27 protein-coding genes are annotated in these 25,396 nt (G+C 67.2%); 12 read left to right on the top strand and 15 right to left on the bottom strand.

Annotated elements, in window-relative coordinates; all coding sequences use genetic code 11:
* Window positions 1-47 precede the first annotated feature (47 nt).
* Complete coding sequence (locus AC1DS0_RS29465; RefSeq protein WP_476817763.1) at window positions 48-1,076, top strand: lipid A biosynthesis lauroyl acyltransferase; 1,029 nt, start codon at window positions 48-50, stop codon at window positions 1,074-1,076.
* 68 nt (window positions 1,077-1,144) lie between these two features.
* Entirely contained in the window at window positions 1,145-1,897 is a 753-nt protein-coding gene (locus AC1DS0_RS29460) for a DUF1223 domain-containing protein (protein ID WP_476817762.1), read from the top strand.
* Window positions 1,898-1,901: 4 nt separating this feature from the next.
* Here AC1DS0_RS29460 and AC1DS0_RS29455 read toward each other — a convergent pair whose 3' ends face one another.
* From AC1DS0_RS29455 to AC1DS0_RS29445, 3 genes are all read right to left on the bottom strand, one after another.
* On the bottom strand, window positions 1,902-2,510 hold the full coding sequence (locus AC1DS0_RS29455; protein WP_476817761.1) for a TPM domain-containing protein: 609 nt from the start codon (window positions 2,508-2,510) through the stop codon (window positions 1,902-1,904).
* A 1-nt stretch (window position 2,511) separates the two neighbouring features.
* Complete coding sequence (locus AC1DS0_RS29450; protein WP_476817760.1) at window positions 2,512-3,330, bottom strand: TPM domain-containing protein; 819 nt, start codon at window positions 3,328-3,330, stop codon at window positions 2,512-2,514.
* A 253-nt stretch (window positions 3,331-3,583) separates the two neighbouring features.
* Window positions 3,584-4,150: a LemA family protein gene (locus tag AC1DS0_RS29445; RefSeq protein ID WP_244544077.1), complete on the bottom strand. Its 567-nt coding sequence runs from the start codon at window positions 4,148-4,150 to the stop codon at window positions 3,584-3,586.
* 182 nt (window positions 4,151-4,332) lie between these two features.
* Here AC1DS0_RS29445 and ggt point away from each other — a divergent pair, with 182 nt between their 5' ends.
* Complete coding sequence (ggt, locus tag AC1DS0_RS29440) at window positions 4,333-6,093, top strand: gamma-glutamyltransferase (RefSeq protein ID WP_476817759.1); 1,761 nt, start codon at window positions 4,333-4,335, stop codon at window positions 6,091-6,093.
* Between the two features lie 62 nt (window positions 6,094-6,155).
* Complete coding sequence (locus AC1DS0_RS29435; protein WP_476817758.1) at window positions 6,156-6,848, top strand: acid phosphatase; 693 nt, start codon at window positions 6,156-6,158, stop codon at window positions 6,846-6,848.
* A gap of 1 nt (window position 6,849) precedes the next feature.
* On the opposite strand, the gene AC1DS0_RS29430 is transcribed toward AC1DS0_RS29435, so the two are convergent.
* The 3 genes from AC1DS0_RS29430 to AC1DS0_RS29420 all read right to left on the bottom strand — a co-directional run bounded on the left by AC1DS0_RS29430 (window position 6,850) and on the right by AC1DS0_RS29420 (window position 9,472).
* Complete coding sequence (locus tag AC1DS0_RS29430; protein ID WP_476817757.1) at window positions 6,850-7,347, bottom strand: hypothetical protein; 498 nt, start codon at window positions 7,345-7,347, stop codon at window positions 6,850-6,852.
* Window positions 7,348-7,614: 267 nt separating this feature from the next.
* The gene (gene rlmN, locus AC1DS0_RS29425; protein ID WP_476817756.1) at window positions 7,615-8,838 is read right to left on the bottom strand and encodes a dual-specificity RNA methyltransferase RlmN; all 1,224 of its coding nucleotides are present in this window, start codon (window positions 8,836-8,838) and stop codon (window positions 7,615-7,617) included.
* 79 nt (window positions 8,839-8,917) lie between these two features.
* Window positions 8,918-9,472: an invasion associated locus B family protein gene (locus AC1DS0_RS29420; protein WP_476817755.1), complete on the bottom strand. Its 555-nt coding sequence runs from the start codon at window positions 9,470-9,472 to the stop codon at window positions 8,918-8,920.
* A 296-nt stretch (window positions 9,473-9,768) separates the two neighbouring features.
* Between AC1DS0_RS29420 and AC1DS0_RS29415 the strand changes: the two genes are divergently transcribed.
* Window positions 9,769-10,740, top strand: coding sequence for an NADPH:quinone oxidoreductase family protein (locus AC1DS0_RS29415; protein WP_476817754.1), 972 nt, complete (start codon window positions 9,769-9,771; stop codon window positions 10,738-10,740).
* Window positions 10,741-10,743: 3 nt separating this feature from the next.
* On the opposite strand, the gene AC1DS0_RS29410 is transcribed toward AC1DS0_RS29415, so the two are convergent.
* On the bottom strand, window positions 10,744-11,124 hold the full coding sequence (locus tag AC1DS0_RS29410; protein ID WP_476817753.1) for a YkvA family protein: 381 nt from the start codon (window positions 11,122-11,124) through the stop codon (window positions 10,744-10,746).
* A 172-nt stretch (window positions 11,125-11,296) separates the two neighbouring features.
* On the opposite strand from AC1DS0_RS29410, the gene AC1DS0_RS29405 reads away from it, so the two are divergent.
* Window positions 11,297-12,082: an SDR family NAD(P)-dependent oxidoreductase gene (locus AC1DS0_RS29405; protein ID WP_476817752.1), complete on the top strand. Its 786-nt coding sequence runs from the start codon at window positions 11,297-11,299 to the stop codon at window positions 12,080-12,082.
* Window positions 12,083-12,141: 59 nt separating this feature from the next.
* Here AC1DS0_RS29405 and AC1DS0_RS29400 read toward each other — a convergent pair whose 3' ends face one another.
* Both AC1DS0_RS29400 and ftsY read right to left on the bottom strand, forming a co-directional pair.
* Complete coding sequence (locus tag AC1DS0_RS29400) at window positions 12,142-12,765, bottom strand: septation protein A (protein ID WP_476817751.1); 624 nt, start codon at window positions 12,763-12,765, stop codon at window positions 12,142-12,144.
* The gene (ftsY, locus tag AC1DS0_RS29395) at window positions 12,762-14,030 is read right to left on the bottom strand and encodes a signal recognition particle-docking protein FtsY (protein WP_476817774.1); all 1,269 of its coding nucleotides are present in this window, start codon (window positions 14,028-14,030) and stop codon (window positions 12,762-12,764) included. Before ftsY ends, AC1DS0_RS29400 begins: the two co-directional genes overlap by 4 nt.
* Here ftsY and AC1DS0_RS29390 point away from each other — a divergent pair.
* From AC1DS0_RS29390 to AC1DS0_RS29380, 3 genes are all read left to right on the top strand, one after another.
* Window positions 14,009-14,752, top strand: coding sequence for an RluA family pseudouridine synthase (locus AC1DS0_RS29390; protein ID WP_476817750.1), 744 nt, complete (start codon window positions 14,009-14,011; stop codon window positions 14,750-14,752). The genes ftsY and AC1DS0_RS29390 overlap by 22 nt on opposite strands.
* Window positions 14,753-14,845: 93 nt before the next feature.
* The gene (locus AC1DS0_RS29385; protein WP_476817749.1) at window positions 14,846-15,499 is read left to right on the top strand and encodes a DUF6875 domain-containing protein; all 654 of its coding nucleotides are present in this window, start codon (window positions 14,846-14,848) and stop codon (window positions 15,497-15,499) included.
* A 2-nt stretch (window positions 15,500-15,501) separates the two neighbouring features.
* The gene (locus tag AC1DS0_RS29380) at window positions 15,502-16,689 is read left to right on the top strand and encodes a GNAT family N-acetyltransferase (protein WP_476817748.1); all 1,188 of its coding nucleotides are present in this window, start codon (window positions 15,502-15,504) and stop codon (window positions 16,687-16,689) included.
* Here the strand turns inward: AC1DS0_RS29380 and AC1DS0_RS29375 are convergent.
* The 4 genes from AC1DS0_RS29375 to AC1DS0_RS29360 all read right to left on the bottom strand — a co-directional run bounded on the left by AC1DS0_RS29375 (window position 16,686) and on the right by AC1DS0_RS29360 (window position 19,382).
* Window positions 16,686-16,988, bottom strand: a complete 303-nt coding sequence (locus AC1DS0_RS29375; RefSeq protein ID WP_476817747.1) for a 4a-hydroxytetrahydrobiopterin dehydratase — start codon at window positions 16,986-16,988, stop codon at window positions 16,686-16,688. The two genes, AC1DS0_RS29380 and AC1DS0_RS29375, sit on opposite strands and share 4 nt — an antisense overlap.
* A gap of 2 nt (window positions 16,989-16,990) precedes the next feature.
* Window positions 16,991-17,569 carry an RNA 2',3'-cyclic phosphodiesterase gene (thpR, locus tag AC1DS0_RS29370; protein ID WP_476817746.1) on the bottom strand — a complete coding sequence of 193 codons (579 nt, stop codon included), beginning with the start codon at window positions 17,567-17,569 and terminating at the stop codon, window positions 16,991-16,993.
* A gap of 88 nt (window positions 17,570-17,657) precedes the next feature.
* Window positions 17,658-18,713, bottom strand: a complete 1,056-nt coding sequence (locus AC1DS0_RS29365; RefSeq protein ID WP_476817745.1) for an aldo/keto reductase — start codon at window positions 18,711-18,713, stop codon at window positions 17,658-17,660.
* 75 nt (window positions 18,714-18,788) lie between these two features.
* Window positions 18,789-19,382, bottom strand: a complete 594-nt coding sequence (locus tag AC1DS0_RS29360) for an arylesterase (RefSeq protein WP_476817773.1) — start codon at window positions 19,380-19,382, stop codon at window positions 18,789-18,791.
* Window positions 19,383-19,566: 184 nt separating this feature from the next.
* Here AC1DS0_RS29360 and AC1DS0_RS29355 point away from each other — a divergent pair, with 184 nt between their 5' ends.
* The 3 genes from AC1DS0_RS29355 to AC1DS0_RS29345 all read left to right on the top strand — a co-directional run bounded on the left by AC1DS0_RS29355 (window position 19,567) and on the right by AC1DS0_RS29345 (window position 23,864).
* Complete coding sequence (locus AC1DS0_RS29355) at window positions 19,567-20,274, top strand: ABC transporter ATP-binding protein (RefSeq protein ID WP_476817744.1); 708 nt, start codon at window positions 19,567-19,569, stop codon at window positions 20,272-20,274.
* 1 nt (window position 20,275) lies between these two features.
* Window positions 20,276-22,870 (top strand): ABC transporter permease, encoded by a 2,595-nt coding sequence (locus tag AC1DS0_RS29350; RefSeq protein ID WP_476817743.1) that lies wholly within the window; start codon window positions 20,276-20,278, stop codon window positions 22,868-22,870.
* A 217-nt stretch (window positions 22,871-23,087) separates the two neighbouring features.
* On the top strand, window positions 23,088-23,864 hold the full coding sequence (locus tag AC1DS0_RS29345; RefSeq protein WP_476817742.1) for a Bax inhibitor-1/YccA family protein: 777 nt from the start codon (window positions 23,088-23,090) through the stop codon (window positions 23,862-23,864).
* Between the two features lie 81 nt (window positions 23,865-23,945).
* Here AC1DS0_RS29345 and AC1DS0_RS29340 read toward each other — a convergent pair whose 3' ends face one another.
* Window positions 23,946-24,314: a DUF2794 domain-containing protein gene (locus tag AC1DS0_RS29340; RefSeq protein WP_476817741.1), complete on the bottom strand. Its 369-nt coding sequence runs from the start codon at window positions 24,312-24,314 to the stop codon at window positions 23,946-23,948.
* A gap of 329 nt (window positions 24,315-24,643) precedes the next feature.
* Window positions 24,644-25,237, bottom strand: a complete 594-nt coding sequence (locus tag AC1DS0_RS29335) for a peroxidase-related enzyme (protein ID WP_476817772.1) — start codon at window positions 25,235-25,237, stop codon at window positions 24,644-24,646.
* Window positions 25,238-25,396 lie beyond the last annotated feature (159 nt).

The raw sequence follows: 25,396 nt of genomic DNA, 5'->3' as shown, positions 1-25,396 counted from the left end.
CCGGCGCGACTTGACGCGCCGGCCACAATCCCGCAAGTCGCGCCGCAATGGCGAGGTCCGGCCCGGACACTGCGCCGACGGACCGGGCTGGGATTTTGAGGCAGCTGAAGCAATTTGCGACGCGCATCGGCGCTGCGCTGATGATCGGGCTCATCCGCGCGGTCTACGCCTTCCTGCGCGCACTCGGGCCGGAGCGCGCCTCCGATTTCGGCGGCTGGCTCATGCGCAGCGTCAGCCCGCTGATCCCCGTCAACCGCGTCGCCTATGCCAATGTCCGCGCCGCCTTCCCGGGTATCGCCGATGCCGAGGCACGGCGTATCGTCCGCGGTGGCTGGGAGAATCTCGGCCGCACCGTCGCCGAATATGCCCATCTCAAGACGCTGTTCGACTATGACTACCACAATCCCGATCCGAACGGCCGGATCGAGGTCGTCGGCATCGAGCATTTCATCGCGCTGAAGGACGACGACAGGCCCGGCCTGATCTTCTCGACACATCTCGCCAACTGGGAACTGCCGGCGATCTGCGCGGCGACCTACGATCTCGACACCACCGCCGTCTTCCGCGCGCCGAACGATCCGGCCATCGCCGCGGTTGTCCACGAGATCCGCTCCGGCGCGATGGGCGGGCTCGCCGCCGCCAAGCAGGGCGCCGCCTTCGCCATGCAGGGCGTGCTCGAGAATGGCGGCCATCTCGGCATGCTGATCGACCAGCATTTCACCCGCGGCGTGGTCGTGCCTTTCCTCGGCCGGCCGGCGCTGACCAACCCAATCCTCGGCAAATTCGCCCGTCGCTTCGAATGCCCGGTCCATGGCGTGCGCGTCATCCGCCTGCCGAACCGGCGCTTCCGCATCGAGTTGACGCCGCCGCTCGACCTGCCGCGCGATGCCAATGGCGAGATCGACGTTACCGGCGCGATAGCGATGATGACCGCCGTGGTTGATGGCTGGGTCCGGGAATATCCTGAGCAGTGGCTCTGGATGCATCGGCGCTGGCGCCCGAACCTGATCAGCGCCGAGGCCCTGGCACGTTTTCGCGATCAGGCGCCGCAGAAGCCTGTTTTCAAGGCAACGTGATTTCCAATTGAGTGGAGAGTAGCGCTTTTGGTAACCGCCTGCTTCTATACAGGCGTCGAGTTCGAATGATGGTCCGCCACATCAGCAACATCGCTGCTGCCGTTGCTCTCCTGCTCCTCGCAGGTGCCCCGGCGCATGCCCAGCAGCCGGCGGTGCGACCGCAGGCGGTGGTCGAGCTTTTCACCAGCCAGGGCTGCTCGTCCTGCCCCGCGGCGGACGCGCTCTTCACCGAGCTCGCCAAGGACCCAAAGCTGATCACCCTGACCCTGCCGGTGACCTACTGGGACTATCTCGGCTGGAAGGACACGCTCGGCCAGGAGGCCTTCAGCAAGCGCCAGAAGCTTTACGCCAAGGCGCGCGGCGACGGCCAGATCTACACACCCCAGGCCGTGGTCAACGGCGCTGCCCATATCGTCGGCTCCGACAAGGGCGGCATCGACAAGCTCGTCCAGGAGCAGGGCAAGGACGGCTTCCCGGTCAAGGTCGACCTTTCCGAGGCGGATGGCGCGCTGCGTGTCGGCTTGGGCCAAGCGCCTTTCGCCAGCGAGAAACCAGCCGTTGTCTGGCTGCTGCAGGTCAGCCGAACCGCGAGTGTTCCGATCGAACGCGGCGAGAACAGCGGCAAGACCGTGACCTATGCCAATGTCGTGCGCGGTATCAGTCGGATCGGCGAATGGAACGGTGCGAGTGCGACCCTGAGCGTGCCGCTGGAGACCGTCCGCTCCGTCGCGAAGGCCGATTCTTACGTCGTGCTGGTCCAGGGCGATCTCTACGCCCGCCAGAGCGCCATCCTCGGCGCCGCACGCGGTCCGGCGAAGTAATTCGCTACAGAATCACCACCTTGTTCGGCAGCTCGTCGACATCGTCGGCTGCCGGTGGCGCATGGGCAGCGAGCACGGCGCCGACATCGCGCACCGCCACGATCAGACCCTCGCGCAAAGCATCTTGCGCCGCAGCCGCCAGCAAGGGCTCGACGATCTTCTGCCAGGCCTCGTCATCGACCTTGGCCGAGATCCCGGCATCGGCGACCACCTCGGCATAGCGCTCCTGCACGGCGATATAGAGCAGCACGCCGGTGCGCCCCTGCGTCAGCGTCAGCCCGCGCGCCGTGAACTCGCGCAGCGCCGTCTCATGCGCCTGCCGGCGCTTGACGAAACCGGGCACGAAGCGCCCGCCGCGTCCATACCAGAGCAGCGTCGCGAGCAGCAGCGCCGCGGCGATCAACTGGGTCAGGAAGATGCTCGCCGCGCTCAACGTCGTCAGCAGCAGGAACGGCCAGGGCACGAACAGGGAGAGCGCCAGCGCCAGCACCAGCGGCACCGCGACATGGCTGCCGGCAGCCCGGTCGACGACGACGACGATCTCGCCGGAGGTCTGCCGCTCGGCCTCGCGCACGGCCTCGGCGATGGCGTCGCGATCATCGGAATTCAGCATCTCACCAGTCCCCTGAAGCTCCGCCACCGCCGGACGAGCCGCCGCCACCCGAGAAACCGCCCGAGCTCGAACCGCCTCCCCAACCCGAACCCCAGCCGCCCGAGGAGGAGTTGCCGCTCCAGCCCGAGCCGCCGGAGGGCGGCAGGACGATCCAGCGCCCGTCCCGCGTCCGGTGCCGGCGCGCTCCGCCGGAGGAGCGGCCGAGCTCGCGCATGAAGCTCACGATCAGGATGAACACCATGATCATGACGAAAATCACCGCGGCGATCTCGACCCAGGAGGATTCGTCGCTGCGGATCTGGGCGCGCCGCTGCCATTCCTCGGCATCGCCCGCCAGGATCGAGAGGATCGCATCGACRCCGCCCTCGATGCCCCCCGCAAAATCGCCGTTCTTGAACTTGGGCGCGACCGCCGTGGTGATGATCACCTTCGAGAGCGCGTCGGTCAGCGCCCCTTCCAGCCCATAGCCGACTTCGATGCGCACCTTGCGCTCATTCGGCGCGACGATGAGCAGCACGCCGTTGTTCTTGGCCTTGTCGCCGAGCTTCCAGGCTCGGAACAGGCCGTTGGCGAACTCCTCGATCGGATAACCCTGCAGCGAGGGCAGGGTCGCGACCACGACCTGGTCGCTGGTCTTCTCCTCATGTGCCCGGAGCTTCTGCTCGATCCGGCTGAAGGCCTCGGCATTCAGGAGGTTCGAGTTGTCGACGATGCGGCCGGCGAGGGCTGGGTAATTGGGCTCAGCTGCGGCAGCGAGAAGGGGGAAAAGCAGGAAGAGGAGTAGCGAAAGCCATGCCGCAATGACCGGGCGAGCGGACATCTTTCCTTCTCCCGGATGGGAGAAGGTGGCGCGGAGCGCCGGATGAGGGCCTGCCGCTTCCGCAGGAAGCACAACCACGCCGCTGCTCCTCATCGGGAAAGGGCTGTCCCTCAACCCTGCCCCTCTCCACTGATCTCGGGCCTGCCCGAGATCAGCACTCAAAGTGATCGAAGTCGGGTAAACCCGACTTCGATGCGGGAGAGGGGTTCCCCGCGCCTGATCACGGTCGGCAGAGCTCACGGGACAGCGACAATCAGAACTTCACCGCCGGCGGCCGTTCGGCTCCTGCCGTCGCCGAGAAGCTCTCCATCGGCTTGGCGCCCCAGAACAGGCGGGCCCAGATCACGCCCGGGAAGGTCCGGATCTCCGTATTGAAGGCCTGCACCGCCTGGATGTAGTCGCGCCTGGCGACCGCGACGCGGTTCTCGGTGCCTTCGAGCTGCGACTGCAATGCCAGGAAGTTCTGGTTCGACTTGAGCTCGGGATAGCGCTCGACCGTCACCATCAGGCGCCCAAGCGCGCCGCTGAGCTGGTTCTGCGCGTCCTGGTATTCCTTGAACTTGGCGGGGTCGGTGATGGTCGAGGCATCGACCTTGACCTGCGTCGCCTTGGCGCGCGCCTCGATCACCTGAGTCAGGACCTCGCGCTCCTGCTGGGCATAGCCCTTCACCGTCTCGACCAGATTGGGGATCAGGTCGGCCCGGCGCTGATACTGGTTCTGCACCTCGCCCCAGGACGCCTTGGCCTTTTCCTCCAGCGTCGGCACGTTGTTGTAGCCGCAGCCCGCCAGAACCAGGCCGAACAGCCCGATCAGCAGCATGACGAGGGGACGGCGAATTGCCGGAGACTGCGTGAGCACCATGACGAACCCCTTCGGCTTAGGCAGAGCAAATCGGAGGCCGACCATAGCCGCGCCGCCCGGCAGATCAAACCAGCGCCGCAAGCATGGCGCGCAAACCGGGAAGCACGCTAGTCTGCACGGCAATCGAAGAGGACAGGACCATGCCGCATACATCGTCCGCATTCGGTACCCGCTCGATCATCGCTCTCGGCCTCTGGCTCGCCGCTGTAGCCGTAGCCCCGGCCCAGACCATGGCGCCCGCGCCGGAAGCTGCGACCGGCCGCACCGCCAAGACGCTCGGCACGGCGCAGCGCTATATGGCCGCCGCCGCCAATCCGCTCGCCGCCGCGGCCGGGCGCGAGATGCTGCGGGCCGGCGGCAGCGCCACCGATGCCGCGATCGCGATCCAGCTCGTGCTCAATCTGGTCGAGCCGCAGAGCTCCGGCATCGGCGGCGGCGCCTTCTTCGTCTATTGGGATGAGGCTGGCCGCCAGATGACCACGCTCGACGGCCGCGAGACCGCACCGAAGGCGGCAAGGCCGGAGCGTTTCCTCGGCGCCGACGGCAAGCCGATGAAATTCGTCGACGCCGTGGTCGGCGGCCGCTCGGTCGGCGTGCCCGGCACGGTCCGGCTGCTCGAAGAAGCCCATAAGCGCTGGGGCAAGCTGCCCTGGGCCGAGGTCTTCGCCCCGGCGATCAGGCTGGCYGATGAGGGCTTTGCCATCTCGCCGCGCCTCAACGGCCTCCTCACCCAGGAAATGAACCTCGGCAAGGACGCTCGCGCCGCCGCCTATTTCTACGAGGCGGACGGCAAGCCCAAGCCGGTCGGCACCATCCTGAAGAACCCGGCCTTCGCTGCGACCTTGCGCGCCATCGCCGGGCGCGGCGCCGACGCCTTCTATGAGGGTGCGATCGCCGAAGACATCGTCGCGACGGTGACCGGTCACGCGAGCAATCCCGGCGACATCACGCTCGACGACCTTGCTGCCTACAAGGTCGAGGAGCGCGCGCCGCTCTGCGGCCGCTACCGCGCCTATACGCTCTGCGGCATGGGGCCGCCGAGCTCGGGCGCCGTCGCCGTGCAGCAGATTTTGGGCATGCTGGAGACCAAGGACATCGCCCGTCTCGGCACGGGCGCCGAAGCCGCGCACTGGTTTGCCGAAGCCGGCAAGCTCGCCTTCGCCGACCGGGCGCTCTATCTCGGCGATCCCGCTTTCGTCAGCGTCCCGACCAATGGCCTGATCGACGAGGATTATATCCGCGAGCGCGCCAGGCTGATCAGCCCGGACAAGGCGATGGGCAAGGCCAGCGCCGGCACCCCGCCGAACAAGCGCGCCTTCCTGTTCGCGCCGTCCGAGGGTGTCGAGAACGGCACCAGCCATATCTCCGTGATCGACGCTGCCGGCAATGCCGTCTCGATGACGACGACCATCGAGGACGGTTTCGGCTCGCGCCTCATGACCAAGGGCGGCTTCCTGCTCAACAACGAGCTGACCGATTTCTCGTTTGCGCCATCGGAGGACGGCAAGCCGGTCGCCAACCGGGTCGAGCCCGGCAAGCGGCCACGGTCCTCGATGGCCCCGACCATCGTCTTCGACGCCTTCGGCCGGCTCTATGCCGTCACCGGCTCGCCTGGCGGCAGCCAGATCATCGGCTATGTCGCCAAGACGCTCGTCGCCCTGCTCGACTGGAAGATGGACCCGCAGCGCGCCGTCGACCTCGCCAATTTCGGCAACCGCAACGGCCCGACCGAGCTGGAGAAGAGCAGCGAGGCGGAAGCCTGGAAAACTGCGCTTGAGGCCAAGGGCCATGAGGTCCGCTTGATCGAGATGACCTCGGGCATCCAGGCGATCGTCAAGACGCCGGAAGGCTATCTCGGCGGCGCCGACGGGCGGCGTGAGGGCGTGGCGATCGGCGATTGAGCTTCATCAGCCTGTCATAGGACGGGCGCTGGGTGCCGGCCCCACCCCTAGGGATCACCGCCATGCGCATCACCGCCTCCGCGCTGCTGACCGCAGCGCTTCTTCTCGTCGCCCCGGCCTGGGCCGGCGAGGGCAAGCCCTTCGCCACCGCCGAAACCATCGACCTTTTGACCCTGCTGAAGCCGCCGCCGGCCAATGACTCCGCCCAGACCAAGGCCGAGCTCGCCGAGGTGCTGACCATCCAGGTCACCCGCACGCCGCAGATGGAAGCGCAGGCGCAGGCCGATGTGGTGGAGGATGTCTGGCGCTTCTCGGAGGTGATGGGCCCGGCCTTCAAGTCGGAGGCACTGCCGGCCTTCTCGGCCTTCTTCGACCGCGTCGTCGCGACCGAAGGCGCCGTCGTCGACCCGGCCAAGGACAGCTGGAAGCGCCCGCGCCCGCATCAGTACAGCCCACTCGTCAAGCCGGTGGTCAAGCTGTCGAATTCGGGCGCCTACCCATCCGGCCACACCACCGTCGGCACGCTGATGGGCATCGTGCTGTCGAACATGGTGCCGGAGAAGCGGACAGAAATCATGGCGCGCGCCTGGGCCTATGGCGAGAACCGCATCGTCGGCGGCATCCATTTCCGCGCCGACATCGAGGCCGGCCGCATCGCCGGCAGCGYCATTGCCGCCCGGATCATGGAACAGCCGGATTTCCGTACCGAATACACTGCAGCCCGCACGGAACTGCGCAAGGTGCTCGGGCTCTAAGTCAGCCCTGCTGCGGCAGATCGGGGCGGTCGGCCTTTTCGCCGCCCGCCCCGCGCCCGGCGATCAGCCAGTAGACGAAGCCGGTGGCGGCCCCGACCAGGAAGAGCGCCGACACGACCTGCATCTCGCCGGCGCTCGGCGTCCTGGTCATGCCCAGCATGGCGAGCGGCAGGACCGCCGCCAAAAGGCCGGTGAGGCCGCTCTGGATCAGCCCGCTGCGGAATCGGAAGAGCTCGGACGCGATTGCGACCAGCACCACCGGCAGCACCAGGATGGCGAAGCCGAGCCGGCCGAGCAGCGCGAACGCCGCTTGCGCCGTCGGGCCGGGATCGAAGCCGCGCTCGGCCTGATCGAACAGCGCCGACAACAAGCGGTCGAAGCCGCCGCCAATCAGCAGGCCGAGATCTGGCGAGGCGACGCCGGCGATCAGCAACGCGACCAGGCCCGAGCCGATCGCGAACAGCAGCGCGAACGGGATCAGCAGCAGCCAGCGCAGCATCTTAGAGCCTCCAACAAAACCTGGACCTATCTGGACGCCGGCAATTCGTCCGCTCCGCCAGGAGCGGCGTGAAGCCGATACCGTTGGTATCGGCAAGCGACGCGACGCCGCGGGCGGGCGAATTCCCGGCGCCAGAGGTGGGCCTTGGAGGGCCGCCTGCGGCGTCGGACCGACTTGCCGATATCGAAGGATATCGGCTGCGCGTTCCTCCTGGCATTCGACTCCTCCAAGACCCATCCAGATAGGTCCAGGTTTGGTTGGAGGCTCTTAGTGCGCGGCCGTCGCGGCGTCGGCTTCGCCTTGCTCCAGCATCAGCCGGGCCCGGGCCGAGAGCTTCTCGGTCTCGCTCTTGAGCTGGCCGCAGGCGGCGAGGATGTCGCGCCCGCGCGGCGTGCGCACCGGCGAGGCGTAGCCGGCCTTGAACACGATCTCGGAGAAGCGCTCGATCCGCTCCCAGTCCGAGCATTCATAGCGCGTGCCGGGCCAAGGGTTGAACGGGATCAGGTTGATCTTGGCCGGGATGCCCTTGAGCAGGCGCACCAGCTCGCGCGCCTCGGCGTCTGAGTCGTTGACGCCCTTGAGCATGACGTACTCGAAGGTGATCCGTTTGGCGTTCGACAGGCCGGGATAGTTCCGGCAGGCGTCGAGCAGATCCTTGATCGGGTACTTCTTGTTGAGCGGCACCAATTCGTTGCGCAGCTCGTCGCGCACGGCATGCAGCGAGATCGCCAGCATCGTGCCCATCTCGTCGCCGAGCGGGCCGATCTGCGGCACCACGCCCGAGGTCGAGACGGTGATGCGGCGGCGGCCGAGCGACAGGCCCTGATCGTCGGTGATCACGCCGATCGCATCGCGCACGCCATCGAAATTGTAGAGCGGCTCACCCATGCCCATGAAGACGATGTTCGAGACGAAGCGCCCGCCATCATTGGGAACGAAGGCGCCGTCAGGCGCGCTGCGGTTAGGGAAATCGCCGAGCCGGTCGCGTGCGACCATCAACTGCGTGACGATTTCCTCGGTCGTCAGGTTGCGGACGAGCCGCTGCGTGCCGGTATGGCAGAAGGTGCAGGTCAGCGTGCAGCCGACCTGGCTGGAGACGCAGAGCGTGCCGCGATCGACCTCGGGAATGTAGACGCATTCGATCTCGGCGCCGCGGTCGCGCGGACCGGTCGGCGCCATGCGCAGCAGCCATTTGCGGGTGCCGTCGCTGGAGACCTGCTCGGCTGTGACTTCCGGCAGGTCGAGCGTGAAATGCTCGGCGAGCTGAGCGCGCAAGCCCTTGCCGATCGTCGTCATCTCCGCGAAGTCGCGGACGCCAAAATGGTAGATCCAGTTCCAGAGCTGGCCGACGCGCATGCGCCGCTCCTTCTCGGGAATGCCGATCTCGGCCAGCGCCGCATCGAGGCCGGCGCGCGTGCGCCCGGCCAATGAAGGCCGCCGCATAACAGGTTCGGCCGCCGGAAGGGCGGCTTCAGCAACAGAGAGATTCATCGGAACTCGGCTCGCGACGGGCGATCTCGCCCGGAATTGGCCGCCTCATAGCACGAGAGCGGCCTATCGCGAAATCGGCCTATTTGCAGGCGTCCTCGGCCCGCTTGACGATCTGCGAGATGCCGGCGAGCGAATACTTGTCGCTGGTTGCATTGCCGCGCTTCGAGGTGCCCTTGATCTCGAGGCCCGCCCCTTTGCGCAGCGCATCGAGCATGCGGCCTTCCTCGGCCGGATTCTTCAACCAGACGTTCTGGCCCTTGGCGACCAGCGCGAAGCGTTCAGCGCCGATGATCGCCTGGTGCTCGACATCTTCCTTGAGGTCGAAATTCATGACGAGGCTGATCTCGTTGCGCACGCCCTCGCCGGGGCGGCTCGAGATGAACAGCAGGCCCTCGACATCCTTCAGATTGGCAGGGATGCGGGTTTCGGCCTTGGACAAAGCGTAGCAGATCTTCGTGCGGCCCTGCTGCGAGGAGAAGGCCTGCCATTTGCCGGCGGTTTCGAGCAGCAGCGCCTGGCCCTGCCCTCCGGCCGCAGCCGTCTTGGCCGGCGCCGGCTTGCTGCCGGCGCGCTGGGCCTGCACCGGGGTGGCCACAAAGGTCAGGGCCGCCAAGCCGAGCAAGGCAGCGGCCAAGGCCGGGCGGCGGGCGGAAGAGGGAGCCGAAATGCGAATCATGGACCGCCAGTAACCAACAAAAACGTTAACGCCGAATGGAGAATGCGCAGGATCGGCGATCCGGATTGACGCAACGCGACGGATAGAATGTCACGATCCTGGCGAAAATGCGAACGTCCGCTGCGGGCGCACCGGCCGAACGAGGCCTTCTGCTTCAATAGTTTAGGGAGGGCTCGCGCCCGGTTCCGTTCGGCTTCGAGCTGTGCCAGCCTTGTGCAGATGCGAGAGAAACGGCCAGACGGGATGAAGGATCGATGAAGGCGCTGCTGTGCGAAGCCCTCGGACCAGCCGAGACCCTCGTGATCCGCGACTTGCCCGAACCGGCACCAGGCCCTGGCGAGATCGCGATCCGGGTCAAGGCCGCGGCGCTCAACTTCTTCGACACACTGGTGATCCAGGGCCGCTATCAGGTGAAGCCGCCGCTGCCCTTCTCGCCCTCAGCCGAATGCGCCGGCGTGATCAGCGCCATCGGCGACGGCGTCACGAATTGGCAGGTCGGCGAGCGCATCGCCGCCTGGCTCGGCCATGGCGCGGCCCGCGAGATCGTCGTCGTTCCGACTGAGGCGGCGATCCGGATTCCCGACAAGCTGAGCGATCACCAGGCCGCCGGCCTTTTCGTCACCTATGGCACCGCCATGCACGGGTTGATCCAGCGCGGCGATATCAAGCCGGGCGAGACCCTCGCCATCCTCGGCGCCGCCGGCGGCGCCGGCCTTGCCGCGGTCGAGATCGGCGCGCTGCTCGGCGCGAGGGTGATCGCCTGCGCTTCCTCGCCGGACAAGCTCGCGCTCGCCCGCGAGCACGGCGCGCAGGAGGGGCTGGACTATGCCGCAGACGACCTTCGGGCTGGCTTGCGGCGTCTTATTCCCAATGGTCTCGATGCGCTCTACGACACGGTCGGCGGCGAACTCGCCGAACCGGCGCTTCGGTCGATGGGCTGGGGCGGACGCTATCTCGTCGTCGGCTTTGCCGGTGGCGAGATCCCGAAGATCCCGCTCAACCTCTTGCTGCTGAAGGGCTGCGACCTGCGCGGCGTGTTCTGGGGCGACTTCGTCCGGCGCGATCCAGCCGGCCACCGCGCCAATATGGAGCGCCTCCTGGCCTGGGCCGCCGAGGGAAAAATCCGCGCCCATGTCCATGGCGCTTTTTCGCTCGAGCAAGCGGCGGAAGCGCTGGCGCTGATCGCCGGCCGAAAAGTCCAGGGCAAGGTCGTGCTGACGCCGTAAACGTCAGAGATCGGCCAGCATCTCCCTGGCCTTGTCGCGATGTTGTGGCGTGATCGAGCCGGCGACAGCGGCGAGCGCAGCGGCGATTACCGCGGCATCGTCGGTGAAGCCGAGCAGCGGCATCACATCGGGGATCGCATCGAGCGGCAGCACGAAATAGCCGAGCGCCGCCAGCAGCGTCAGCTTGACCCGCCGCGGCGTCGAGGGATCGCGCGTGCACACCCAGGCGGCGAGCAGGTCCTCGGCGAAGGGGATGCGCTTCGCCACCCGCTTCAGCCGGCCGATGAATTCCGACCCGAAACGGGCCTCGTCACGCAGGCTCTTGCGGATCGACGCCATCTCGTCGGGGGTGAAACGCTGGCCGAAGCCGAAGCTGTCGCTCATTCCTCTCTCCCTTGGCGCGCCAAATCTCTAGCCCGCCGTCGACGCAAAAATGTGGCCCTGCATGAAGGGCTGCACAAGGGACCGACTCAGAATCGCACGTCGAACCCTCTTGGATGCCGAGCATCCCGCCTCTAAACCCCATGCAGCAATGTCAAAAGACGCGAGGGACGCCATGAAACTCGACTCCTCCATAGCCGCCATCGTCACCGGCGGCGCCTCCGGCCTCGGCGAGGGCACGGCGCGCATGCTCGCCAGCCATGGCGTCAAGGTCGCGCTGTTCGACCTCAACGCCGAGCGCGGCGAGACCATCGCCAAGGAGATCGGCGGCCTGTTCTGCGCTTGCGACGTCACCAGCGAAGAATCCGTCGACGCCGCCCTGCAGAAGGCGCGCGCCGCCCATGGCGTCGCCCGCATCGTCGTCAACTGCGCCGGCATCGCCCCCGGCCGCCGCGTCGTCTCGAAGAAGCGCGACACCGGCGAGCTCATCGCCCACGACCTCGCCACTTTCGAGAAGGCGGTCGCGATCAACCTGACCGGCACCTTCCGCCTGATCGCCAAATCGGCGGTGGCGCTCGCCGCGCTCGACCCGATCACCGAGGATGGCAGCCGTGGCGTCTTCGTCTGCACGGCGTCCGTCGCCGCCGAGGACGGCCAGATCGGCCAGGCCGCCTATGCCGCCTCCAAGGCCGGCGTGGTCGGCCTGACCCTGCCGGTCGCGCGCGATCTCGCCGGTGTCGGCATTCGCATCGTCACGATCATGCCCGGCCTGTTCGAAACGCCGATGTTCGCCGGCCTGCCGGACGAGGCGCGCGCCTCGCTCGCCGTCTCGGTGCCGCATCCCTCGCGCCTCGGCCGGGCCTCGGAATACGCCGCCTTGGTCAAGAGCATCGTCGAGAACGACATGCTGAACGGCACCGCGATCCGCCTCGACGGCGCGATCCGGCTGGCACCGAAATAAGGCGGGCACGTCATGCTCGGGTCAGCGCTTTGCTTCGCCCGAGAATAACGCGCGCCTGCCTACTCCGCCGCCCCGTCGCGCTTGATCTCGTGCTTGAGGATCAATGGCGTCTGGGCGAGCGCGAAGATCATGGTCAGCGGCATCACGCCCCAGACCTTGAACGCGACCCAGAAATCCTGCGTCTGCGTGCGCCAGACCGCTTCGTTCAGCGCCGCCAGCACGAAGAAGAACAGGCCCCAGCGCAGGGTGAGCTTGCGCCAGCCTTCCTCGTCGAGCTGCAGCACGCTGTCGAGCACCAGCGCCAGCAGCGAGCGGCCGAAATAGAGCCCGCCGAGCAGGATGCAGCCGAACAGCGTGTTCACGATCGTCGGCTTGACCTTGATGAAGAAGGCGTCGTCGAGCGCCAGCGTCAAACCGCCGAAGACCGTCACCACCACGGCATTGACGATCGCCATGCGCGGCAGATGGTTCATCACGATCTTCGACAGCGCCAGCGCGATCAGCGACGCCGCGATGAAGATGCCGGTCGCGACGAAGATGCGCCGGTCCTCGGCAACGCCGAACCAGCGGTCGCCATAGGAATTGACGAAGAAGAAGATCGCCAGCGGCCCGAATTCGAGCGCGAGCTTGAGCAGCGGATTGATCGGTTTTGCCGCGCTCGGGCTCGCCGCCGTCCCACTCATGCCGCTTCTCCCAGCCCTGCCACAGCGCGGGCGAAATCACGCGCCGAGAATGGTTCGAGGTCGTCGACGCTCTCGCCGACGCCGATGAAATGCACGGGCAGGCCGAACTGCGCCGCCAGCGCGACGAGGATGCCGCCGCGCGCCGTGCCGTCGAGCTTGGTCATCACCAGCCCGGTGACGCCGGCGGTCTCGCGGAAGGCTTCGACCTGGCTGACCGCGTTCTGGCCGACGGTGGCGTCGAGCACGAGCAGCGCCGCATGCGGCGTCTGCGGATCCAGCTTGCGGATCACCCGCACCACCTTGGCCAGCTCGTCCATCAGCCCCGTCTTGTTCTGCAGCCGCCCGGCGGTGTCGATCAGCAGCACGTCGGTGCCCTCGGCCTTGGCCTTCTGCAGCGCCTCGAAGGCGAGCCCGGCCGAATCGGCGCCCTGCTGACCGGAAACAACTTGCGCGCCCGTCCGCTCGCCCCAGACCTTGAGCTGCTCGATCGCCGCCGCACGGAAGGTGTCGCCCGCCGCCAGCATCACCGACTTGCCTTCGGCCCGGAACTTGGCCGCGAGCTTGCCGATCGTCGTCGTCTTGCCCGAGCCGTTGACCCCGACCATCAGGATCACGAACGGCTTTTTGGTGGCGTCGATCGCAAGCGGCATCGCAACGGGGGTCAGGATCGCCTCGACCTCGCGGGCCAGGATCGCCTTCACCTCCTCCGGCTCGATCTGCTTGTCATAGCGGCCCTCGCCGACCGCCTTGGCGATCCGGGCCGAGGTCGCGAGACCGAGATCGGCCTGAATCAGGATGTCTTCCAGGTCCTCCAGCGTCGCAGCGTCGAGCTTGCGCTTGGTAAAGAGGTCGCTGATCCCGGTCGTCAGCGCCGAAGAGGTCCGCGACAGGCCGTCGCGCAGCCGGCGCCACCAGCTGCGCTTGGGCTGGACCGGTTCGGGCTGAGACTGCGGCTCCGGTGGCGTGACTGGCGCCGGCGCGGTCTCGCCGAGCAGGATTTCGGGAGCGACCAACGCCTGCGGCTCGGCCTCGGGTACGATCTCGGCCACGGGCTCGGCCGGCGGCTCGGACAGGGGAGCAGGCGCCGGTTCCGGCGGCCGTGGCGGCTCCGGCTGGTCCAGCCCGAACAGCTTCGAGAAGAAGCCGCGTTTCTTCGGTTCGGTCTCGCTCATCGCCCGTCCTGCCGCGATGCGCGGCAACGCTTCAGGTTGCATGGCCTCGCGGCCTTGTTTAGCGCAATGCCATGACCACGCCCGAGCGACCAGCCCTTTCGCAGGACGACCTGCCTTTCGCGTTGCTGCATCGCGACGCGATGATGCTCGTCATCGACAAGCCGGCGGGGCTTCCGGTGCATCGCGGCCCGGCGGCGAAAGGCCGCATCATCCCGGTGCTGACCGACCATCTCGACGCCCTGCGCTTTGGCCTGCCGCGTCGGCCCGAAGCTGCGCACCGGCTCGACAAGGACACCTCCGGCTGCCTTGTGCTCGGCCGGCACCCGCGCGCCATGGCGCAGCTCAACCAGCTCTTCCGCGATGGCCGCATCGAGAAAATCTATTGGGCGGTCGTCGAGGGCGAACCCGCCGAGGATACGGGGTTGATCGACCTGCCCCTGGGCAAGCGCTCGCCCGAGCGCGGCTGGTGGATGAAACCAGACCCGGAAGGCCTGCCTTCGCAGACACGCTACCGCGTGCTCGGCCGCGGCCATGTCGACGGCACGGCCATCGCCTGGCTGGCGCTCGAGCCGCTGACCGGCCGCACCCACCAATTGCGTGTGCACTGCGCCGCCAGCTTCGGGCCCATCCACGGTGACGAAATCTACGGCACGGCGCCACGCGACATCGGGCCGGGCCTGCACCTGCATGCACAAAGCATCTCGATCCCGCTCAATCCGAAGCGCGAACCGGTGACGATCGTCGCCCCGCCGCCACCGCATATGCACGCGGCGCTCGCGGCCTGCGGTTGGCCTGGCGGCGATAAGCTTTCCTAAACCCTAACGCCGTGATGGCTTGCGACAAGACCTCGTCAACCATTCTCTAAGGCGTTCCTGCTATCCCCGGTTGCAGAGACCGCGGGGCTTTTCATGCTGGACAAGGTGGCGAGAATGGCGGAAGCGCGCGATGCGCTGCTGACCTTCGCGCAGGTGCGGGCCGACATCGCGGCCGATGCCGGGGCGAATGCCGCGCTCGCTACGCTTTTGGGCTGGGTCGAGAGCTATCTGATGCGCGAGCATCCCGATCTCGGCCGCACCGGCGCCGTTTGCCCCTTTACCCGCCAGGCTGCACGCATCGACACGGCGCGGCTCGCCATCTGCACCGCCGGCCCTGATGAGGAGGAGCGCGCCTTCGCTCTGATCCGCGGCAGCTTCGGCGCGCTCGACGCCATCCCCTGCAAGCCCGGCATGGTGCATTTCCGCACGGTCATCATCGGCTTCCCGAACTGCAGCGACGAACGCGGCGTCGCCATGCTGCAACGCGTCCAGAAGCGGCATAAGGTCTATTCGCTCGCGCGCGGCCGGATGATCGGGCTCATGTACGAGGCTTCCGACGCCCCCGGCTTGTGGAACCGCGATTTCCGGCCCTTGCGGGCTCCCCTGCCGGTCCTCGCCATACGTCACATGGTCGAGCACGATGCGCCCTTCGCCGCCCGGCATCCGCTGTTGCTCGCGCCTTATCTCGCGAAGTTCCGCCTGGCGGGGGCCAAGCGCCTGATCGATCACCTCCGCGGCCAGGAATGAGCATGCCCGCCAAGTCCATGCGCCGGGACACGGAAGGATCGCCCTCGCCCGGCGACGCGGTGGCGGCAAGCTTCTCCGTCGAGATCCTGACCGGCCGCGACGCTTTCCTCGCCCTGAAGCCCGAATGGGACGCGCTTTTCGCCCGCGCCGGCCTGCCGCAGCAGCTCTTCCAGCGCCATGCCTTCCTGCGGCACTGGTGCGATCACTATCTGCCTGCCGGCGATCGCCTCTGCCTGGTCGTGGGTCGCGAGTCCGGCCGCCTTGTCATGCTCTGGCCGCTTGAGCGCCGGCGTCGCCTCGGTCTCGAGCTGGTGCGCCTGATGGGCGCGCCGGTGGCCCAGTTCGGCGATGTCCTCGTCGAGCCCGGCCCACGACGCGAGCACTGGCTGGAGCGCGGGTGGGAGGCCTTGCGCCGGCACGGGATCGACCTCGTTGAGCTGCGGCTTGTCCGTGCCGACGCGGCACTTGCCCATTGCGGCCGGCTGGCGCTGGTCGCCCCGGTGGTGAGCCAGGAAGCGCCGTTCGCCGACCTCGCCTTGCGCGTCGCGCCGGACGGGCCGAGCCTCGCCTACCCGGCGCGCGATCGCTCGAATTATCGCCGCCGCCTTCGCCGGCTCGCCGAGCGCGGCGAGATCGTCTTCGCTCATCAGGAGCCCGGTCCCCAGGCGGGAGCGCTGGCCGAGCAGGCAGTGGCGATGAAGCGCGACTCGCTCGCCCAGCATGGCATCGTTGCCCCCGCGGTCTCGAACCCGCGCTTCGGGAGCTTCTTCGCCGCCCTGGCCGCCGAACCGAACGAGGATACGGGCCTGCGTCTCTCGGTCGTCACCTGCGACGATCGCCCGGTCGGAATCGATCTGTCCTTCGATTGCAAGGGCCGCAGCTTCGGCCATGTCATCGCCAGCGACCTCGCCTTCGAGCGCGAGGGTCTCGGGCGGGTGCTGATCCACCACGCTTTCGCCAGCGCCAGGGCGCGCGGCAACGCGATCTTCGATCTCCTGGCGCCCGCCGACCCCTACAAGCGCGAGCACGCCGACGGAGCCGTCCCGGTCCGCGACTTCACGGTGCCGCTGAGCTGGCGTGGGCAGCTCGCCTGCGACCTCGCGCTGCCGCAGCTGCGGCCGACGCTGAAGGCGATCGTCAAGCGCCTGCCGGCAGGCTGGGTGCAACGCTTCGCGGGGTCCGGGAGCTAGCTCGCCATCGCGTCCATGGCGCGCGCCAGCCTGACGTCGAGCTCGGTCAGGCCGCCGGCATCATGGGTCGACAGCGTCACCACGACGGTCTTGTAGACGTTCGACCATTCCGGGTGATGGTCGAGCTTCTCGGCGAACAGCGCCACCCGGCTCATCCAACCAAAGGCCTCGTTGAAGTCACGGAAGACGAAGCGCTTGCTCATCGCCTCGCGGCCTTCGACCAGCGTCCAGCCGGTCAGGACCGACAATGCCTCCTTACGGGCCTCCGGGCTCAGGCGCTTCGGGCGGTCATGTCCCAATGTTACCTCCGCTGCGAAAGCGCGCCGAGTGGGCGGTTCGGATAGTGCAGGCCGAGCGGATAGGCCGCCTCCAGCACATAGGGGCCGCCGCCGATCGAATCGCGCGACGACATCAGCGCCAGGCGCCGCACCGTGAAGCTGATCGGCCGCACGATCGGATGCAGGGCGAGGTAGTGCGCGACATCAACCGGCGAGACGTCCCGCAAGCGCGCCAGCGTCACATGCGGCGTGAACTTGCGTGATTCGGCCGGCAGGCCGAGCCGCCGCATCAATCGCTCCAGCTCTGCCTGCAGCTCATTGAGCTTCGGCGAGGGCTGGACACGGGCGAACACCGCGCGCGGCCGATCGCCGCCGAAGCTGCCGAGCTGGTCGAGCGTGATCGTCAGCGGCTCGCCGCCGATATCGTTGAGGAAGCTGTCGACGTCATGGGCCATGCGCCGGTCGACATCACCGAGGAAGCGCAAGGTGATGTGGTAGTCGGCGGCCTCGATCCAGCGGGCGCCGACCAATCCGCCGCGATGCAGCGTCAGGACCGAGGCGACCTCGGCGGGAATCTCTAGCGCGGTGAACAGCCTAGGCATGACGAATCAGTGCCAAGCATTTGTGACTCTGGCGAGACGGCAGCCTCGCATCGTCAGCGGYCGTTCACAAGTCGGCTCTGCTTTCTCGTCATGGACAGGGGTTGCCGAACCGCTGATGGATCGCGTCGATCTTCGCTTCCAGCTCCGGTGAGATCGTCACCGAAGCGGAGCCGATCGCCGTCCTGAGCTGCTCCATGCTGGTCGCGCCGATGATGTTCGAAGTGACGAAGCAGCGCGAGGTCACGAAGGCCAGTGCCATCTGGGCCGGGTCGAGCCCGGCCTCGCGGGCGAGACCGACATAGGCCTTGATCGCCTCTTCCGCGCCGGCGGTCTCGTAGCGCTGGCCACGATCGAACAGCGTCGAGCGCGCCCCGGCGGGCCGGGCGCCATCCAGATACTTGCCGGTGAGATAACCCTGGCCTAGCGGCGAATAGGGCAGCAGCCCGACCTCTTCGCGCATGGCGATCTCGGCCAGAGCCGTCTCGAAGGTGCGGTTCAGGAGGTTATAGGCGTTCTGGATCGACTGGATACGGGGCCGATCGCTATCCTTCGCCGCGGCGAGGAAGCTCATCGTGCCCCAGGCGCTCTCATTGGAGAGGCCGATATGACGGATCTTGCCGGCCTTGACGATACCAGCGAAGGCGTCGAGTTGCTCCGCGAACGGTGTCTCGTCCTCGGCTTTCGTGAACGCGGCCTGGTTGAAGCGCGTCGGGTTCGAGCCCCATTGCATCGGCCGGTCGGGGAAATGGATCTGGTTGAGATCGATATAGTCGGTCTGCAGCCGCCTCAGGCTCTTGTCGACGGCTTCCTCGACCTGCCTGCGGTTGACCCGGGTCGGGCCCTTGTCGTCGCGGAACCAGTCATTGCTCGATCGGCCGACGATCTTGGACGCCAGGATCACCTTGTCGCGATTGCCACGTGCCTTGAACCAGCTGCCGATGATCGTCTCGGTCGCTCCTTGCGTCTCGGGCTTGGGCGGAATCGAATAGAGCTCGGCCGTGTCGAAAAAATTCACGCCCTGGTCGAGCGCGTAGTCCATCTGCGCATGGCCCTCGGCCTGCGTGTTCTGCTGGCCGAAGGTCATCGTGCCCAGGCAGATCGCCGAGACCTTGAGATCGGTGCGGCCGAGACGGCGGTGGTCCATGGCGAAAGGCTCCGGAGGCGGACGCACCGGAAGCGCGCCGCGCATGACGAGGGTGATGGCAGGATGCGCCCTGGCTCAGGAGCGCAGGCGCAGGGAGGCGAGGAACCGCTCCACCGTTGGCAGGATGCGCTGCACGATGACGCGCACGCCCTCAGCCGTCGGATGCAGCATGTCGGGCTGGTTCAATACCCGGTCCCCGGCGATCCCGTCCAGAAAGAAGGGATAGAGGATGAGCCCGTGTTTTTCGGCGAGTTTCGGATAGATCGCGTCGAAGCGGGCGACGTAATCGGGGCCGTTGCTGCGCGGCGCATACATGCCGGCGAGCAGGACCGGGATGCCCCGCGCCTTCAGCCCGGTCACGATTGCGTCAAGCGATCGTTCCGTCAGCGCCGGATCGACCCCGCGCAGGGCGTCATTGGCGCCGAGCTCGAGGATGACGCCATCGGTCCCGTCGGGCACCGACCAGTCGAGCCGCTCCAGCCCGCCCTGCGAGGTATCGCCGGAGACGCCGGCATTGGCGATCTCGACCGAAATCCCCTTGTCGCGCAGCATCTTCTCCAGCACCGTCGGGAAGGCGGCGCTGCCGGGCAGATTATAGCCGGCGCTCAAACTGTCGCCGAGCGCGACCAATTTGAGAGGCTTGGTCTGGGCGAAGGTGGAGCTGTTCATCGAAAAAGAACCCAGGCTGGCGAAGACGAGCAGCATCACCGCCCAAATGCGTGGCGACAGCTGGATTCGTGACAGTAAGCGCCCATATCGGTTGGCGGCGCGACGCATGGCGGTTCGGATCCCTTCGGTTCGAAATGGCAGTCGAAGCGGCGACATCGGATGGGATGAAAGCGGAAACATGGCGGTGAGCGAAGGAACCCCGGCGGTGATTGAACTGAGCGATGTCGAGCTCAGTCTGGGGCGCGGCGCCGCCCGCGTCCATATCCTCAAGGGCGTCTCGCTGGCGATTCCCCAGGGACAGGCCACCGGCCTCGTCGGCCCCTCCGGCTCCGGCAAGTCGACGCTGCTGATGACCATGGCCGGGCTGGAGCGGCCCGATTCCGGGCTGGTGAAGGTCGCTGGCCAGGATCTCGGCGCGCTCGGTGAGGACGCGCTCGCCCTCTTCCGCGGCCGCCATATCGGCATCGTCTTCCAGTCCTTCCATCTCGTCCCGACCATGACGGCGCGCGAGAACGTCGCGCTGCCGCTGGAGCTTGCCGGCGCGGACGACGCTTTCGAGCGCGCCGCAGCCGAACTGCGCAATGTCGGCCTTGGCGAGCGCATGGACCACTACCCGGCCCAGCTTTCCGGCGGCGAGCAGCAGCGCGTCGCCATCGCCCGCGCCGTCGCTCCCGACCCGGCAATCCTCGTCGCCGACGAGCCGACCGGCAATCTCGACGAGAGCACCGGCCGCTCGATCGTCGACCTGATCTTCGCGCTCCGGCGCGAGCGCGGCGCCACTCTCGTGCTGGTCACCCATGATCTCTCGCTCGCCGGCAGCTGCGACCGCACCGTCCGCCTGCGTGCCGGGCGGATCGAGACCGAAGCCGGCACCGAGGCGCTGGCGATCTGAGATGCACGCCCCCGTCAAACCGTCGCCCGCCCCTTCGAGCTCCTCGCGCCGCCCCGTCGGCCTGAAGCTCGCCTTGCGCCTCGCCTGGCGCGATCTGCGCGGCGGCCTGCGTGGCTTCGGCGTCTTCATCGCCTGCCTGGCGCTCGGCGTCATGGCGATCGCCGCCGTGTCCTCGGCCTCGCGCGGCCTGAGCGAAGGCCTCGGCCGCGAAGGCCGGCGCATCCTCGGTGGCGATGCCGCCTTCAGCCTGATCCATCGCGAGCCGACCGCCGAGGAACACGCCTTCCTCGCCCGCCATGGCCGCGTCTCGACCATCGCGACCCTGCGCAGCATGGCCAATGCCGGCGAGAAGGGCGCAGCCCTGGTCGAGCTCAAGGCCGTCGACGGCTCCTATCCCAGCATCGGCGAACTACGCACCGATCCCGCCCAGCCGGCGGCCGATCTGCTTGCCTTGCGCGACGGCGCCTATGGCGGCATCGCCGATCCCGTCCTGTTCGGCCGGCTCGATCTCAAGCCCGGCGACACCGTGCTGATCGGCTCGGCGCGGGTGCAACTCCGCGCCAGCCTGACCTCCGAGCCGGACAAGATCGCCGCCGGCGTCGGCTTCGGCCCGCGCCTGATCCTCTCGCAGGACGCGCTGCGGGCGTCCGAGCTGCTGCAGCCCGGCAGCCTGGTGCGCTGGACCGCTCGGGTCATCTTGCCCGATGGCGCCAATACCGACGCCGCGCTCGATGCCCTCCTGGCCAACGCCGCCCGCGAACAGCCGAATGCGGGCTGGGAAGTCCGCTCGCGCGCCAACGCCGCCCCGAATTTCCAACGCAATATCGAGCGCTTCACCCAGTTCCTGACCCTGGTCGGACTGACCGCGCTCCTCGTCGGTGGCGTCGGCGTCGCCAATGCGGTGCGCCGCTTCGTCGAGGCCAAGCGGCTCGACTTTGCCACGCTGAAGGCGATCGGCGCGACCGGCGGCCGGGTCGTCGCCATCCATCTGACCGAGGTCATGCTCGTCGCCGGCTTCGGCATCGCGATCGGGCTCGCGCTCGGCGCCGCCGCGCCTTTTGCGCTTGGCTATATGCTCGCCGACGTCCTGCCGCTGCCCTTCGAGCCGACGCTCGCCCCGATCGAGCTCGCCATCGCTGCGCTCTACGGGCTGCTGACCGCGCTGGTCTTCGCCATCATCCCGCTCGGTCGCGCCCATGACGTTCCTGTCTCGGCGCTGTTCCGCGACCAGATCGAACCCGATCGGCGCCAGCCGCGCTGGTTCTATCGGGCGATTTTCCTGGCCGCGCTTGCCGGCCTCGTCGGCGTCGCGCTCGTCTTCGCCTATGACCGGCGCATCGCGCTGATCTATATCGGCGCCGCCACCGGTATCTTCCTGCTATTGCGGCTGATCGCCTGGGGGCTGATGGCGCTGGCCCGCCGCGCCGGGCGCCCCCGGCAGCCGGCGCTACGCCTGGCGCTCGCCAATATCTATCGCCCCGGCGCGCTGACCCCCTCCTTGGTGCTCTCGCTCGGGCTTGGCGTCGCCCTGCTCTCGACGCTCGCCTTCATCGACGTCAGCCTGACCAGGCAATTGACTCAATCGCTGCCGCAGAAGGCACCGAGCTTCTTCTTCCTCGACATCCCCAACGCCCAGGCCGCCGCTTTCGACCGCTTCCTCGCCGAGCAACGCCCCAACGCCCATGTCGAGCGCGTGCCGATGATGCGCGGGCGCATCGTCAGCGTGAACGACGTCCCCGCCGAGCAGATCAAGGCGAGCGAGCAGATGGCCTGGGTGCTTGAGGGCGACCGTGGCATCACCTATTCCGCCGCCGTGCCCGAGGCCTCCAGGCTCGCCTCGGGCGAGTGGTGGCCGGACAACTATCGCGGCGAGCCGCTGGTTTCCTTCGACGCCCGTGCCGTCGAAGGGCTCGGCCTCAAGCTCGGCGACAAGCTGACCGTCAACGTGCTCGGCCGCAACATCACCGCGCGCATCGCCAATTTCCGTGACATCGAATGGCGCTCGCTCGGTATCAACTTCGTCATGGTGTTCTCGCCCAACACCTTCGCCGGCGCGCCGCACACCAACCTCGCCACCGTCACCGACAAGGGCGCGGCGCCTGTGGCCAGCGACGCCGCGCTGATGCGCCAGCTCGCCATCGCCTTCCCGGCCGTGACGGCGGTCCGGGTTAAGGACGCGCTGGAGGCGGTCAACACCATCGTCAGCCAGCTCGCCGGCGCGATTCGCGGTGCCTCGGGCCTTGCCATCACCGCGAGCCTGCTGGTCCTCGCGGGCGCTCTGGCGGCCGGACAGAGGGCGCGGCTCTATGACGCGATGATCCTGAAGACGCTCGGCGCGACTCGCCGTTTCATACTTTCGTCGTACATCCTCGAATACGCAGGCATCGGTGTCGTGTCTGCCCTGTTCGGGCTCCTGGCAGGTGCCGTCGCGGGCTGGGGGGTCGTCACGCAAGTGATGAAGATAGATTTCGTCCCTGACCCGACAGGCGCTATTATCGCTGCGACTGCAGCCGTCGTGGTCACCGTCGTGTTCGGATTGATCGGAACGCTGCAGATACTGTCGAAAGCGCCCGCTTCTCATCTGAGGAATTTATGAGGTCTGACTCAAGCCGGTCGGACATAAACATGAACAGAGCGTAATGTTGCATCGACTGGGCGACGAATTTCTATGCCGAGCGCCCCGCTAACCATTCGGCCCCCTTGTAAGCCTGCGCGATCCCCCTCATATTTCGTGATGTCGCCACGTTGGTGCGCGGCGGTGGGTGTCGCAAGGGCGATGTCCGCCAGGCAAAGTTTCAAGGGGAACTCTCTCCATGAGCGATTTCGATCGCAACGCTCAGGTCTGGGGCACCGGCCGCGCCCAGCAGACCAGCGCCGTCGAGATGGACCAGGGCCTGCGCTCGTTCATGCTCGGCGTCTACAACAACATGAGCATCGGCCTGGCCATCACCGGCCTGATGGCGATCGGCATCTCGATGCTGGCGATTGCCGGCTACTCGCCTTCGGGCAAGGTCACCGCGCTGACGCCGCTCGGCCAGGCGCTGTACCTCAGCCCGCTGAAGTGGGTGGTGATGCTGGCGCCGCTGGCCTTCATCTTCTTCTTCTCGTTCAAGGCCGAGAGCATGAGCTCGTCGACCGCGCGCGCCATGTTCTTCGCCTTCGCGGCGGTGATGGGCATCTCGCTGTCGTCGATCTTCGTGGTCTTCACCGGTGAATCAATCGCCAAGGTGTTCTTCATCACCGCGGCCTCCTTCGCCGGCCTCAGCCTGTTCGGCTACACCACGAAGAAGTCGCTGTCGGGCATCGGCTCGTTTCTGATCATGGGCCTGATCGGCCTGGTGATCGCCTCGGTGGTCAACATCTTCCTGGCCTCGAGCGCGCTCTCCTTCGCCATCTCGGTGATCGGCGTGCTGGTCTTCGCCGGCCTGACCGCCTGGGATACGCAGCGCCTGAAGGAAATGTACCTGTACTCGGACATGGACTCCGAGTCGGCCGCGAAGCTCTCGGTGAACGGCGCCCTGTCGCTCTACCTGAACTTCGTCAACATGTTCCAGATGCTGCTCTCGCTCTTCGGCTCCAAGCAGGAGTGATCAGGGCAACAGCCTGAAAACACGAAACCCCGGCCGCAAGGCCGGGGTTTTTCTTTTTGGGCCAGCCAATGTGTGGCGGTCTCAGCTCACCACGCTCAACCGCTTGTCGAGCACCTTGAGCACTCGGCTCAGTTCGGCGCCGCGCTTCAGGATCAGCCCGGTCGCGGTCACCACCGAATAGGTACCCTGTCGCCGCGCCAGCGACGGGTCCTTGACGATCCGGTAGAGTGGGACCTCGGCCGTGCGGCGAAAAACCGAGAATTGTGCCTTGTTGCGCAGGAAATCAATGGCGTAATCGCGCCACTCACCGGCCGCGACCATGCGGCCATAAAGGTTGAGCAGCTCGTTCAGCTCACGGCGATCGAAGGTCACAGAGGAGGGCGCGGTAGCTGCCGGAAAGGCGACGACAGCGCCCACTCGCTGACCTGGCGGAGTTTCGCTTTCACTCATCGCGCCTCCTGTTCATCGCCTGCCGTTACCCGGCAAGGGATGATGCGCCCGCCCTCCAGCGCTGGCAAGGGTGCCGCAAGACAGATTGATGACAGGCCCGCCACCCTTCTCCGGCACCAGGGCGATTGCCATGATTTTGCCGCGCTTGCGCCAAGCGAGCGCCCCGTTGCGGGGCTCAACTCCGATTCGTTGCTTCGGCGGCCCGGCCTGTCCGGTTCCGGACACGTCAGCCCCCCAGCCCCTCCGGCGCTGCGGCGGGCCGGGCCAACGAGTCGAAGCCAACTCACGGCTGGCGGTTTCCGCCGGCCGTTTTCTTTTGGCCGGGATCCTTACCGCGACGCGCCGTGATATTCGGGATTGGGCCGCATATCGACAGCCGAGGCGATCCGGTTCGACATGTTGAAGAAGGCGGCGACCGCCCCGATGTCCCAGATGTCGCGCTCGCCGAAGCCAGCGTCTCGCAGGGCCTGCCGATCCTCCTCCTCGATCTTGTGTGGCTCTTCCGTCAGCTTCACCGAGAAGTCGAGCATGGCGCGATGGCGCGGCGAGAGCTGCGCGGCGCGATAGTTCATCACCATCATCTCGCCGAGCACGGGATCACCGGAGAGCTGGCGCACCGCCTGGCCATGCGCCGTCAGGCAGTAATAGCAGCGGTTCACGCTGGAGACCGCGACCGCGATCATTTCGCGCTCCAGCTTCGACAGGCCGGACGGCGCCAGCATCAGATCATTGTAGAAGGTGGCGAAGGCCTGGAGCTTGGCGTCGTCATGGGAATAGGCGGCAAGGACGTTCGGGACATAGCCGAGCTTCTCCTCGCATTTGGCGAAATAGGCCTGCATCGGCTCGGAAAGCTCAGCTCGCGGCAGAGAGAGCGCCATCACGGCGGGCGGCGCGTCCTGCTTCGCAGGCTGCTCACCCACCATCGCTTTGTCATGCTTCTTCGTCATCTCTGCATTCCTTACGCTGATATCCGCGCGGATCGGGCACAAGCTGCCGTGTCCGCGCCATATTGGTGCAATCTGGCTGCTGCGATGCGACGAAAGTTGCAGCCGCCGGTGAGCTATGTCATCGCTTCGGCAAAA

Source organism: Allobosea sp. P4_H5 (assembly GCF_056400825.1).
The sequence above is the reverse complement of the archived record's forward strand: the minus strand, read 5'-3'. Positions and strand labels throughout refer to the sequence as shown.